This is a genomic window from Herpetosiphon geysericola, from assembly GCF_001306135.1.
Classification (GTDB): domain Bacteria; phylum Chloroflexota; class Chloroflexia; order Chloroflexales; family Herpetosiphonaceae; genus Herpetosiphon; species Herpetosiphon geysericola.
The window spans coordinates 399,350-411,636 of record NZ_LGKP01000022.1 but is presented as its reverse complement, the minus strand read 5'-3'; the positions used below and the strand labels follow the sequence as shown (position 1 = coordinate 411,636).

Genomic DNA, 12,287 nt, shown 5'->3' with positions numbered 1-12,287 from the left:
TAGCCGCTTCAAGAATTACCTCTAACAAACTACGCCTACCAATACACAGCTAGCGCCTAAAAGTTGTTATAAACCAGTATAGGCTTAAACATTTGCTTTTACAAAGTTTGTCGCTTGTAACGCTGGTGTAACACGCGCGTGGCATAGTGCGTGTGAGCGAAGATATTAACCAGAACCAAGGAGTATGAGCAATGTATCATGTTCCCAATAATCCCAACATTCAATCAACGTTCGCAACGATTTTAGAGGCATGTATTCAGCGCGGGCCAGGCCTCGGTGTAAGCATCGGCGCAATCTACGGCTCGTATCTCGGTGTAGCGCGTGGATTTATCGTTGGTAGTTTAGTTGGTGGCATCGTTGGGGTTGTTGGGAGCATGGTATTAGCCAGTATGATTTATGCTTGGCAGCACATGTTTCCATCATTCAACCAGCACCGCTACTCGTTGCTGTGGGTGGCCCCACTGATGATTGTGATTGGCTATCTGTTGATCAGTTATCGCTTGCTTGGCCAGCAGCTCGGGCTTGATCACTATCTCTACGATCTGCTGTTAACTAGTACCCAGAATACACGCCTTAGCAGGTTGGTCGTCTGGCCAAGTTTGATCATTAGCGCCAGCACCTTCCTTGGCCTACCACTCATTTTAGGGAAAATTCAGGATTAATTGAGCGAGGAGCGTTTATGAATCAGGTTCCGGCTAACCTCCAAATGAGGTTTATACCTATCGCAGGTCAATGTCTCGAATATGGTGCGGGCTTAGGCCTGATTCTTGGCGGCTTGTATGGAATAGTGGTTGGACTCATGGTCGATCTGCTCCTTGGAATGATTTTTGGGGCAATTTTTGGACTCATTATAGGGATGTTTGTTGGCTCAATTGGCGGATTGCTGTTAGCAATGGAAATATACTGTTGGCGCAGATGGCTCAGTCCACGCAATCTAGGCGAACAAAATCTTTATTGGCTGGCTCCCAGTAGCATTAGCTTGAGCTATTTTGGCCTTTGGTACAAGGTATTGCTGAATGATGATCATTATCAGCAGCATCCATTGGCAGGGTTGTTGGAAGTTGAGACCCTCGGCTATGCGATTGGGCCAAGTTTAATAATTGCAATAACGATTCGGCTTATCTTGCCTAAGCTTCTGGATTCCCAACCTGCGCAATCATCCGAGATTAAGCGTTTGTAACAAGCTTGTAACATCCATTTGGCATACTTGCTTATGAGCGAAGAATCTGCTTTACTACGGGAGTATGCCCGATGTATCAACAGCAGCGCGAGGCAAACCCGCAACCCAGTTTAGGCGAGTTAATCGACGAATGTTTTAAATATGGCATTGGTTTGGCTGTCGTTGTAGGCGGCATTTATGGTTTTACCCTTGGCCTGCTCGCTGATTTTGCGGTCGCCTTAGTGACGGAGGTTATTGGGGTATTCTATGGGGCAGCGATGGGCTTGATTGGCAGCCCGATTGTTGCAATCATCATTCACAACTGGCGCAAAAAGTTTGCTTCAGGGTTTATCAGCAATTTCGGGCTATGGCGCATAACGCCAATCACCTTGAGTAGCCTGCATAGCCTCAGTTGGTATCCTTTTTTGCAGCCAACTACTCGATCACAGCCTATTTTGCTGCATTTATGGGCATTGGCAGTAATTTAAGTTTCCTGCATATCTATATTGTTTACCCAAATTGGCTGCTAGTTTTGTTTATGGGATTAGCCTTCCCAGCCGTTTTAAGTCGCTTAGATGAACTTTAATCAAGGAGAGATGATGCTTCATTCAACCACAGCTCCGTATCCCAAGCCCAATCTCTGGACGATTAGCAAATTCAGTTTAGGCTTTGGTCTCGCAATTGGTTGCCTTGCAGGCGCAGCCTATGGCCTGTGCATTAGTTTAGTTGGCATTAGCCATCCAGCATTTTTGGCAGCGGCAGCTTTGGCAATGGGCTTGGGGGCAGTTTTTGGCTTGGGCTTGGGAATGGCTGAGAGCGTAATCTTAACCCTGGGCATTTATAGCTGGCGGCGCTGGCTCGACCCTCAACAACGAGCCGAAAAGTGGTTGCTATGGTTGTTACCAGCCGTCATCATTGGGTTGCTGCTTGGCGTCCGCTGGCTGATGCTTCGTGCAGATCCCAGTCATACTGCTTTGTGGCCATTGATTTTGCACCCAATTGCGATTGGCATTAGCGCCGTGCTCGTGCGCTTGGTGATGCCAAATTTACTCAACGAAACCACCAGCGAATATTTGTAAAAGCTGTGAGAAATGTTGCTGTTTGAGAGGATATAATGCAAGAGCCTGAGTATTATGTGCCGCATAATCAAGCAAAAACGACCTTTGGAATAAAAATTTTATGCTTTTTAAATGTTGCTAGCGTTGGGTTATTTGGCTACGCACTGATTAATTTGCTAACCTGCAATAATAGTATCTGCGGTTTTATGAGTTTGATCGGCTTATTCCTCCCCAGCCTGATTAGTTCAATTGTAATCTTGTTGCTTGGAATTTATCGTTTCAACAAAACGCCAAAAACATTACGCTGGATGACGCTTGGGTTACCATTAATTCCAATGCTTGGGGTATATTTTGCACCATTCTTTGGCTAAATTGGTTTGATTTTTGTAATTGAACAGGATTTGTATGCCCCAACCCAAATATCATGTTCCAGAAATCCCTAAACAATCCCGCTTAGGCGTAATTTTAGTAGCAAGCTTGAATCTATTAAATACAGGCTTCTTTTGCCTTGTATATTTTTCGATTATCGGTGGAGCATGTGGCGTTGATAGTGAAGCCGTTTGTCGCGGCATGCTAGCACTAGCACTAGTCATAAGTGGCATATTTTCAATAGTATTATTGTTGATTGGCTTTATATTAATTAAGCAAACATCAACATTGATGCGTTGGATTACGCTTGGTCTGCCATGCCTAACTGTTTTGAGCTTCATCATTCTTTGGTTTATGTGGTCATAACTTATTTTTTAGCAGCATAGCCTACATCTCCCCTTACATCAGTCCGTTTCTGTGCTCAAATGAAGGGTATTGAACTTGAACAGGATTTGTATGCCAGAAATCGATTATCATGTGCCAACAAACCCGAAAAAACCGAAGCTTGGCATTATGATAGTAGCGAGTTTGAATATATTAAATACGAGCTTATTTGGGATTGGCTTTTTTTCACTTAAAGTTGGCACTTGTGATTTTGATCGTGAAGGTATATGTATCAGCATGATCTTTTTAGGCCTAATAATGAGTGTGATATTTTCGCTCGCATTATTGGTTATTGGCTTTATATTGATTAAACAAACATCACCATTGATGCGTTGGATAATGCTTGGATTACCAACCATCGAACTCGTTGTTGGAACCATTTGGTTGCTATCAATCATGGTTTAATTACAAAAACGAGCGCTGCACTCATTTTTTGAGTACAGCGCTCGTTGCTTATTTACCAACTACCACCGGAGTCGCCGGAGCTACTATCGCCACCGCCGCCCCAATCGCCGCCGGAATCGCCAGAGCCGCCGCTGAACATGCCGCCCCAACCGCCGCCGGAATCGCCGGAGCCGCTAGAGCTATTATCAAAGATGCTGCCGCCGCCGGAGCTACCACCGCCCCAGCCGCCGCCACCGCTGCCCCAACCACCACCATGGTGATGATCACGACCGCTGTTCATCATCGAGCCAATAAACATCCCAGTCAGCAAATCGCCAACATCATTATCGCGCCGCCCAGAATAGTGGCCGCTTTGATACTGGCCGCCATACTGTGGCTGATGGCTTTGTTGATAACTTTGCGACGCAGTTTGAATAATTTGGGCCGCTTCATGCGCATAGCCATTGGCTTCGCGGGCGCTGGCCGCAATCTTTTTCAATTCCTCTGCATCAGCATTCGGATTGTACTGGCGCAGCGTTTGTTGGGCTTTGCTCAGCAAACTCCGCCCATTGGAATTAGCAGGCAAGACATGGCCATATTGGGTATACCATTGGTTTGCGTTGTTGAGCGATTGTTGGGCCACTTGCACCGCTTCCGAAGCTTCGCGCCGCAACACTTCCAACGATTGAAAGCTTTCGTACATCGCGCTATACAATGGCGCTGCTTGGCTGATAACCGTGTTATAGCCACCAATTGCCGAATCTAAAGCACCAGCCCGTGCTTCTTCCTCGCTGCGATCGGCTGAAAGCAACGCGGTATCGGCTTCAGAGAGCGTGCGCCCAATGGCATCGATTTTTTTGCGATGCTCAGGTTTGGCATCGACAGGGTGCAACTGGGCAAAGTTTTGCAATTTGCCAAGCTCTGCTTGGGCAGCTTTGGCCAAATCTTTGGCTTGGGCACGCTTGGCGTTCATGGTTTCAACTTCAGAACGCGCACCAGCCAAGGCTTGGTCGGCATATTGGCGAGCTTGGGTTACCTGTTGCAAAACGCTAATCCAATTGGGCTTTTCGCGCGTCAATTGGCTTTCGACATTTTGCAACAACGATTCAGCTTGGGATAAGGCTTTTTCTGGCGCTTTGCCCACATCAGCATCGTTGTTTCGCACATAGCCCCAGCCAAGTTTAATATCGCGCTTGGCATCTTCGATTTGATTCGTGGCGCTCTTTTGGGCTTCGCGCAAATCGGCCAAACGCTTGCTAATTGCGTTTAACAAGGTATCGGCATAAACCAAACGCTCTTCGGCAGTTTCCAACTCTTCCAAGCCACCAGCCCAATCATCTTGGTCGGGGGCGATTTTGGCTTGCGCTGTTTGCCAAAGTTGGTGCGCTTGCGCAACTGCTGAAGCTGCTTCGCTGCCATTGCCACGAATATCGCTCCACGATTCGGGCGCATATTGATTGACTTCAGCAAACTCGTTGCGGCTTGCTTCCAAACGACCATTCAATTCAAGGCCGCGAGCATTAACTGCTTCGAGCCGTTGATTGAACGATTGTTGGGTGCTGGCGAAATCAGGCCCAAGTTTATAGGCACGTTGGGCAATCCGCTCAGCTTCATCAACTAAATCGCTGGCATCAGTTTCGGTAATTTGCACAGCGGCATTTTGCAACACTTGCGTGCCTTCGGCGACCAGCTGTTTTACGCCAGCAGCCCGCTTGCCATTGATACTTGGCAAATATTCCTCGGCGGCCTTAAGTTGGGCCTCGGCGCTTTTGAGCCGATCAAGCAATGGTTGCAGTTTGATCAATTGTTCCGACGCTACACTCGCAGATTGCCGAGCATCGTTAGCATGTTTTGATGCTAATGATTGAGCGGCCTGCATTACTTGTTGCTGAATCGTGGCAACTTGGGCTTGTGCCTGTTTTCCACCAATCCGTTGCAACAAATCGGCAGCGTCGGTTACCATTTTTTTGCGCGGTCAACCTCTGCTGGCGCTTGGGCATTGATCGTATCCAGCTCTTTGCGAAGTCCATCCATTGCTTGCAATTCGCTGGTCAATTGACGAACTTGGTTGGTAATGCCATCGTAGCCTCCAGCAGCGCCTTCCAAATCGGTCACTGAAGGATTTGCGACGTTATCAATCCGTTCATTAATATCATCAAATTGAACTTTGATTTGGGTAAAACTACTTTCAGCAGCCCGATGCCGCTTTTCTAATTCATTGGCTTGGGTGGTTGGATAGCTAATTTTATCAAAGCGTTGTTTTTCGCCTGCATCACGCATTGCTTGGGCAAGATCTGCAATCGCAATCCCAGCGTTTTTCTTGGCTTGATCAAAGCGTGCCCGCGTATTGACTTGTGCTCCTGCTTCGGCAGCTTGGCTTGAACGGCGCTTGAGCAAGCCCGGCACCACAAAGAAGCCAATCGCCACCAGCGCAATGATCACAATAATCCAAACCAGGCTTGAGCCAATCCCACTGCTACTACTGCTGCTTTGCGAGCTGCTCGAAGCTGCGCCAGCAGGATCGCTGATCACCCGCGAGGTTGCGGTCAGCGCATCGACCAATCCTCGCGTAGGATCGTTGGCCTTAAGCCCTGCATTCAGCTGATTATTGCGAATCGCGTCCGATTGATTGCCAGTGGTCAGCGCTTGATTGTAGGCACTGCCTGGCAAAATTGAGCTATAGCGTGGATCAAACGAGACATAGTAAATCAAAACGTTGTTTGGACGATCGCCAGCCTTTGAGCTATTGCCAATGCCCAGATCTTTGAGGCGGCTATCCAAATAGGCGGTTTCACTTTGGCCGCCAGTGCTGTCGGTCAGCACGACCACCACCAATGCGCCTTTATCAGTCAATTGGCGGGCAGCGGTATTGATCCGACTTTCGTCAATATCAACCCCGTTGTTATCGATCACCACTTTGCCGCTTTGGGCAAAACTAGGCGCAGCAAAGAGCATCAAACTGAGCATCCAGAGCATCAATATGCCCCAGCGACGTTGTTTCATAGCCAACCTCCAACAAGAAAGAACCAAACTTGGATTAGGAAGCGCGAATGCCATAGCCTAATCCAAGCCATGGCTATAGCGCCTTACCGTTACTACTACGCAAGTGCTTGCTCAAGGTCGCGCAATAAATCATTAATATCTTCGATTCCTACCGAAAGCCGCACTAAATTGGCTGGTACTTCAAGTTTCGAGCCAGCAACGCTCATATGGGTCATGCCCGCTGGCACTTCAATTAACGATTCAATCCCGCCAAGGCTCTCAGCGAGGGTAAAAAGCTTGGTTTTGGTGACCATCGCATTGGCTGCTTCGGCGCCTCCTTTGAGCAAAATCGAGATCATGCCGCCAAAGCCGCGCATTTGCTCGCGGGCCAAATTGTGTTGTGGATGCGATGGCAAACCTGGGTAAATTACTTTTTCAACCCCAGGATGTTCGGTTAAAAATTGGGCAATTGCCAAAGCGTTGCGTTCGTGCTCGCGCATGCGAATGCTCAAGGTTTTGACCCCACGCAGCACCAACCAGCAATCAAAGGGGCCTGGCACAGCACCGGCGGCATTTTGCAAAAACTTCAATTTCTCATACAGCTCATCGTTCGAGGTCATAATTGCGCCGCCAACCACATCGCTGTGGCCGCCAATATATTTGGTCGTGCTATGTAAGACCATATCGGCTCCCAAGGTGATTGGGCGTTGGTTGTAGGGCGAGGCAAAGGTATTATCGACAATCGTCCAAATGCCATGCTCGCGGGCAACCCGGGTAATTGCGGCAATTGGAGCCAGTTTCAATAACGGATTGGTGGGAGTTTCCAGCCAAATCAAGCGCGTATTTGGCTTAATTGCCGCCCGCACTGCCTCAGGATCAGCCATATCAACGAAATCAAAGCTCAGGCCGTGCTCGGTCATCACCCGTTGGAACAAGCGATAAGTGCCGCCATACACATCATCGCCACAAATCACATGATCACCAGCTTTGAGCATCAGCATTAAGGTCGTCGAAGCACCCAAACCCGAAGCAAACACCAAAGCGTGTTTTGCCTCTTCCAAAGCAGCTAAACAGGTTTGGAGCGCGGTGCGGGTTGGGTTATCGGTGCGTGAATATTCATAGCCTGTATGGTCGCCAACGCCACGTTGGGCATAGGTTGAAGTCTGATAAATTGGCACAATGACTGCGCCGGTTACTGATTCTGGGTCTTGCCCGGCATGGATGGCGCGGGTTGCAAAGCCATAATCCACAAGTGTGCTCCTTCGTATGCAAAAAAGGCGACATTGCCTACTTGCGATTATAGCACGCCGCTTTTGTTGAGTGAAGGAAGCGCCTAAAACCACAAACGGCTCGCATAATGGAGCCGCTTGTGGGAGAGAAGAGAGAGGAGAAGGTTTGATTTCAGTATAGCGCAATTTAGGCCAAACGCCATCCCACATGCTGGTGATTTAGGGGTGATTTTTAATCCCAATTTAATTCTTTTAAGCGCTCAATTGCATCCAGCGCCGTAGAACCTTGCGAACATAAAAGGTAAAGACTTTGTAAACGACACAAGCTTGGCAAAATCGCCAGCTCATCAGCATACAAAGGCCGAATCGTTTGATAGCCAGCGATAATTGCTTGTTGTTGAGCCACCGTAGCTGGTTGCCAATTGCGATACAGCGTCAAACCATGAACTGCTGTCCACGCTAATTCCAGCACCAAGCAGCGCCAGCCAACTTCTTCAAAATCTAAAACTGCTTGCAGCTGATCAGCTTTGAATAACAGATTGGCGGCGCGAATATCGTTATGGCACACGCCACGCGGCAAATGCTCAAGCCCTTGTTGCGCCAGTTGATTAAGCTGGTGCTGCAATGGCTCAGCTCCAGCTGTATCACCCAACCATGCAGCCAAGCCCATGCAGACTTGATCTAACGGAAATAAAACTTGCGGCAGATCTACGGCAGCGGGATAACTCGTGAAGCATTGTTGCAGCTTAGCAGTTGCTTCACCAATTCTCCACAACTGTTGGCTAGACTCAGGGTCAGGCGGCGTGCCATCGAGCCACTGTTGGAGATATACACATCGTTCATTAATCTTAAGCGTTCGTTGGCCAGCCTTGCTTGGGACGATCAACGGGACAGAGATTTGTTGTACTGAAAGCCAGTGTTGAAGCTCAACACTTTGTTCGATTTGCGCATGACGGCCTTGATCAACGCTGATCTTAAAAATCCAGCGATCATGATCATTGTTGAGCCAAAGAATTGCATTGCCAGCGCTAATGCTGCAACGCAAGATTTGAATCTCAGCAAGGCCATAGTGCTCGTGGAGCAACGCGGACACCCACGCGTTGGCACTGGCAGCATCCCAGCCAAAGCGTTGTTGCAATGCTTGAGCGGCATCGCCAGTTTCCCACAAAAGATCGAGTTGTTGCATAATTTAGCTCACGAAAGGATTCTTCGATGAAGAAAATTGGTTTAATTATTGGCGGCGTTATTGCCGTCGCAATCATTGGCGTTATCGCCTATAGCTTGTGGCTCACATCTGATGTAGAGGTATCGACGAGCACACCAGTCGCCGCAACCTTGGTCTTGCCAACAACGGCTCCAACAACTGCTGCCGCACCAGCAACCCCAACCACTGCCAGCGATACAGGCGCAGCTGCGACCGCCACAACCGGCACCGAACCTACGACAGATGCTTCACAGCCAGCCGCTGCTGGTGCTAAAATCTACCGCATTGATGCCAGCCAATCAAGTGCTAGCTATCAAGTGCGCGAAACCTTCTTGAAAGATAACCAAATCGTTGATGCAGTTGGCGTAACCAAAGCCATCGCTGGCGATATTTTGATCGATACCGCAACCCCAGCTAACTCACAAGTTGGCGAGATTGTGGTTGACATCAGCCAATTGCAATCGGATAGCGAACGCCGCGACAATGCAATTCGCCGCGAATGGCTGGAATCATCGCAATATCCCAACGCTGTGTTCAAGAATGCTGTGATTAGCGACTTGCCAAGCGATCTCAAAGAAGGCGTCGAATTCACCTTCAAGATTACTGGCGATATGACGATTCACGATACCACCAACCCAATGACCTTTGATGTGACCGCAACGTTGAATGGCGATACCTTGACCGGCAAAGCCACTACCAAATTCAATATGAGCAGCTTCAATGTTGATGCTCCTGATATTGGCGGCATGCTCAAGGCCGAAGATGAAGTGTTGTTGACCTTGGATTTGGTTGCTAAGGCAGTTGCCCAATAGTTGATTTGACGAGGAAATGTAAAATCGCCCTGATCATTACGATCAGGGCGATTTTGTTTGCTAGTTTAGACTAATTCTGCTTCTGGCTCGACGCTAGGATTTTCCAACTCGGCGGCCTCGCGCTCAGTGCGCAAGACCACTTCGTTATCCTCAAGTTCGATATGAATCTTATCGCCATCTTTGAAGCGACCTTGCAGCAAGCCTTCAGCCAAGCCATCTTCAATCATATTGGTGATGACGCGGCGCAATGGACGAGCGCCATAGGTTGGGTCGTAGCCACGTTTGGCCAACAGATCCAAAGTTTCATCGGTTACCAACAGATCAATTTGATGATCGACCAATTGCTTGCGCACGCGGTTGACTTCCAAGCGGGCAATGTTGCGAATCTCAATATCGGTCAATGGGTGGAAAATGATCGTCCCATCAATCCGGTTGAGAAATTCAGGGCGGAACATGCGCTTCAGTTCGTCATCGACCTTCTTGCGGGTGTCCTCAACATCGATTGTGTTGCGATTGCCACCAAAGCCAATCCGCGAACCACGGCGAATTTGCTCAGTCCCAACGTTCGAGGTCATAATGATCACAGTATTGCGGAAATCGACCCGTCGGCCTTTACCATCGGTCAAGTTGCCATCTTCCAGCACTTGCAAGAGCAAGTTGAAGGTATCAGGATGGGCTTTTTCGATTTCGTCAAACAGCACCACGCTATAGGGGCGCCGCCGCACTGCATCGGTTAATTGCCCGCCTTCGCCATAGCCGACGTAGCCTGGAGGCGAGCCAACCAAACGCGAAGTATTGAAACGTTCTTGGAACTCCGACATATCGATTTTGATCAAGGCATCTTCTGAGCCAAACATAAACTCAGCCAAGGCCTTGGCCAGCAAGGTTTTACCAACCCCGGTTGGCCCCAAGAAAATAAACGAGCCGATGGGGCGCTTGGGATCTTTCAAGCCTGCACGGGCACGACGTACAGCACGCGCAATCGTCGAAATTGGCTCTTCTTGGCCGATAACCCGCTCATGCAGATAATCTTCCATCTTCATGAGCCGCTCGGTTTCTTCGCTGGCCAAGCGCATTACTGGAATCCCAGTCCACATTGCCACAACTTCGGCAATATCTTCTTGGGTAACGTAGGGCTTGCCTTTGCGTTGCTCCGAGCCACGGCTCTTTTCTTCTTCATCTTCAAGATCGGTGATGCGTTGGAGCATGCGCTCTTCGCGAATCCGCAGATCTTGCACGACTTCGAATTGACCTTCTTCGAGCGCTGCGTCTTTTTCCTTGCGAATCGCATCAAGCCCACGCAAGGCATCGCGCAAGGCTGATGGCGTGGCTGAGCGATACATGCGCACCCGTGATGAAGCTTCGTCAATCAAGTCGATCGCTTTATCAGGCAAGAAACGGTCGGGAACGTAGCGAGCACTGAGCACGGCGGCGGCAGTAATCGCTTCGTCTTCGATTTGCAATTGATGAAAATCTTCGTAGCGGGTTTTGATCCCACGCAAGATTTCGATAGTTTCCTCGATGGTTGGCTCATCGACCATCACTGGTTGGAAACGGCGTTCGAGCGCTGCATCTTTTTCAATATATTTACGGAACTCATCGAGCGTAGTAGCGCCGATACATTGCAATTCGCCGCGCGAAAGCGCTGGCTTGAGAATATTAGCGGCATCGAGCGTGCCTTCGGCTCCACCAGCGCCAATAATCGTATGGAATTCATCGATGAAGAGAATACAGCGGCTTTCTTTAATTTCGTCAACCACTCGCTTGAGCCGTTCTTCGAATTGCCCGCGATATTTGGTTCCAGCCACCAAAGCACCCATATCAAGCGTTACCAAACGCTTGCCTTTGAGGGAATCTGGAACATCATCGGCAACAATTCGTTGCGCCAAACCTTCAGCGATTGCGGTTTTCCCAACCCCAGGTTCGCCAATAAGGGCAGGGTTATTTTTGGTACGCCGTGACAAAATTTGAATCACGCGCTCAATTTCATCTTTGCGCCCGACGACGGGATCGAGACGACCAGCTTCGGCCAACTCGGTCAGATCGGTTGAAAGCGCATCGAGATATGGTGTTTTGCTTTGTTTGGCTTGGCGTTCGCCACCAGCGCTTGGGCTTGGTGTGCTGCTACCGCCAACGCCTTGACGCATCATGCGCATCACTTGGGTACGCACTTGGTCAAGCCCAACATTCATAATTTCGAGCACCCCAGTTGCGACACCTTCTGCATTGCGCACCAAACCAAGCAAAATATGCTCAGTGCTAATGTAAGTATGATTGAGTTTGCGAGCTTCATCGATAGCATACTCAAAAACTTTTTTCGCGCGGGCGGTTAAATCAATTTCTGAGGTTGAGCGTGGGCCATCGCCATGCCCAACAATAAATTCAACAGCATTCCGGGCTTTTGTGATGGTAACACCAAGTTCAGCCAACACACGAGCGGCGACCCCTTCACCTTCCAAAATCAAGCCCAGCAATAAATGCTCGGTGCCGATATAGGGATGATTAAACGCTCGCGCCTCTTCTTGGGCAAAGCTCATCACTTGCTTAGCGCGGCGGCTCATTTTGTCGTATGCACCCATATGTTTGCTCCAAAGCAAGGCAACCTTAGGATAAGTAAGATTAAGCCTTGGCGTGTTATCTATGACAATAGTCGATGCTGCTAGGTGTCGATAGGTCGTACAATGCTAATTGGGAGTGCTCTCGAAA

At 49.0% G+C, this 12,287-nt stretch carries 13 protein-coding genes; 8 read left to right on the top strand and 5 right to left on the bottom strand.

Annotated elements, in window-relative coordinates:
- The first annotated feature begins 191 nt into the window (after positions 1 to 191).
- From SE18_RS14685 to SE18_RS14660, 7 genes are all read left to right on the top strand, one after another.
- A complete protein-coding gene (locus SE18_RS14685; protein WP_054535215.1) occupies positions 192 to 662 on the top strand; it encodes a hypothetical protein in 471 nt (156 codons plus the stop codon).
- 17 nt (positions 663 to 679) lie between these two features.
- Positions 680 to 1,180, top strand: a complete 501-nt coding sequence (locus tag SE18_RS14680) for a hypothetical protein (RefSeq protein WP_054535214.1) — start codon at positions 680 to 682, stop codon at positions 1,178 to 1,180.
- A 71-nt stretch (positions 1,181 to 1,251) separates the two neighbouring features.
- Positions 1,252 to 1,647, top strand: coding sequence for a hypothetical protein (locus SE18_RS14675; RefSeq protein ID WP_054535213.1), 396 nt, complete (start codon positions 1,252 to 1,254; stop codon positions 1,645 to 1,647).
- A gap of 111 nt (positions 1,648 to 1,758) precedes the next feature.
- Positions 1,759 to 2,238 carry a hypothetical protein gene (locus tag SE18_RS14670; RefSeq protein WP_054535212.1) on the top strand — a complete coding sequence of 160 codons (480 nt, stop codon included), beginning with the start codon at positions 1,759 to 1,761 and terminating at the stop codon, positions 2,236 to 2,238.
- A gap of 35 nt (positions 2,239 to 2,273) precedes the next feature.
- Positions 2,274 to 2,588: a hypothetical protein gene (locus SE18_RS14665; protein ID WP_054535211.1), complete on the top strand. Its 315-nt coding sequence runs from the start codon at positions 2,274 to 2,276 to the stop codon at positions 2,586 to 2,588.
- A gap of 34 nt (positions 2,589 to 2,622) precedes the next feature.
- Positions 2,623 to 2,952, top strand: a complete 330-nt coding sequence (locus SE18_RS27190) for a hypothetical protein (protein ID WP_152976659.1) — start codon at positions 2,623 to 2,625, stop codon at positions 2,950 to 2,952.
- A 90-nt stretch (positions 2,953 to 3,042) separates the two neighbouring features.
- A complete protein-coding gene (locus SE18_RS14660; protein WP_054535210.1) occupies positions 3,043 to 3,375 on the top strand; it encodes a hypothetical protein in 333 nt (110 codons plus the stop codon).
- Between the two features lie 52 nt (positions 3,376 to 3,427).
- On the opposite strand, the gene SE18_RS14655 is transcribed toward SE18_RS14660, so the two are convergent.
- The 4 genes from SE18_RS14655 to SE18_RS14640 form a co-directional block, all read right to left on the bottom strand.
- Positions 3,428 to 5,317, bottom strand: a complete 1,890-nt coding sequence (locus tag SE18_RS14655) for a coiled-coil domain-containing protein (protein ID WP_054535209.1) — start codon at positions 5,315 to 5,317, stop codon at positions 3,428 to 3,430.
- A complete protein-coding gene (locus tag SE18_RS14650) occupies positions 5,311 to 6,357 on the bottom strand; it encodes a TPM domain-containing protein (protein WP_054535208.1) in 1,047 nt (348 codons plus the stop codon). Before SE18_RS14650 ends, SE18_RS14655 begins: the two co-directional genes overlap by 7 nt.
- A gap of 95 nt (positions 6,358 to 6,452) precedes the next feature.
- Positions 6,453 to 7,586 carry a cystathionine gamma-synthase gene (locus SE18_RS14645; RefSeq protein ID WP_054535207.1) on the bottom strand — a complete coding sequence of 378 codons (1,134 nt, stop codon included), beginning with the start codon at positions 7,584 to 7,586 and terminating at the stop codon, positions 6,453 to 6,455.
- A 211-nt stretch (positions 7,587 to 7,797) separates the two neighbouring features.
- A complete protein-coding gene (locus SE18_RS14640; protein WP_054535206.1) occupies positions 7,798 to 8,751 on the bottom strand; it encodes a phosphotransferase in 954 nt (317 codons plus the stop codon).
- A gap of 26 nt (positions 8,752 to 8,777) precedes the next feature.
- On the opposite strand from SE18_RS14640, the gene SE18_RS14635 reads away from it, so the two are divergent.
- A complete protein-coding gene (locus SE18_RS14635) occupies positions 8,778 to 9,581 on the top strand; it encodes a YceI family protein (protein WP_054535205.1) in 804 nt (267 codons plus the stop codon).
- A 65-nt stretch (positions 9,582 to 9,646) separates the two neighbouring features.
- Here SE18_RS14635 and SE18_RS14630 read toward each other — a convergent pair whose 3' ends face one another.
- The gene (locus tag SE18_RS14630) at positions 9,647 to 12,160 is read right to left on the bottom strand and encodes an ATP-dependent Clp protease ATP-binding subunit (protein ID WP_054535204.1); all 2,514 of its coding nucleotides are present in this window, start codon (positions 12,158 to 12,160) and stop codon (positions 9,647 to 9,649) included.
- Positions 12,161 to 12,287: the final 127 nt, after the last annotated feature.

Bases quoted from the DNA above. Each gene is read 5' to 3' on its own strand.
- SE18_RS14685 (WP_054535215.1), top strand. From the start codon at position 192: ATGTATCATGTTCCCAATAATCCCAACATTCAATCAACGTTCGCAACG.
- SE18_RS14680 (WP_054535214.1), top strand. From the start codon at position 680: ATGAATCAGGTTCCGGCTAACCTCCAAATGAGGTTTATACCTATCGCA.
- SE18_RS14675 (WP_054535213.1), top strand. From the start codon at position 1,252: ATGTATCAACAGCAGCGCGAGGCAAACCCGCAACCCAGTTTAGGCGAG.
- SE18_RS14670 (WP_054535212.1), top strand. From the start codon at position 1,759: ATGCTTCATTCAACCACAGCTCCGTATCCCAAGCCCAATCTCTGGACG.
- SE18_RS14665 (WP_054535211.1), top strand. From the start codon at position 2,274: ATGCAAGAGCCTGAGTATTATGTGCCGCATAATCAAGCAAAAACGACC.
- SE18_RS27190 (WP_152976659.1), top strand. From the start codon at position 2,623: ATGCCCCAACCCAAATATCATGTTCCAGAAATCCCTAAACAATCCCGC.
- SE18_RS14660 (WP_054535210.1), top strand. From the start codon at position 3,043: ATGCCAGAAATCGATTATCATGTGCCAACAAACCCGAAAAAACCGAAG.
- SE18_RS14655 (WP_054535209.1), bottom strand. From the start codon at position 5,317: ATGGTAACCGACGCTGCCGATTTGTTGCAACGGATTGGTGGAAAACAG.
- SE18_RS14650 (WP_054535208.1), bottom strand. From the start codon at position 6,357: ATGAAACAACGTCGCTGGGGCATATTGATGCTCTGGATGCTCAGTTTG.
- SE18_RS14640 (WP_054535206.1), bottom strand. From the start codon at position 8,751: ATGCAACAACTCGATCTTTTGTGGGAAACTGGCGATGCCGCTCAAGCA.
- SE18_RS14635 (WP_054535205.1), top strand. From the start codon at position 8,778: ATGAAGAAAATTGGTTTAATTATTGGCGGCGTTATTGCCGTCGCAATC.
- SE18_RS14630 (WP_054535204.1), bottom strand. From the start codon at position 12,160: ATGGGTGCATACGACAAAATGAGCCGCCGCGCTAAGCAAGTGATGAGC.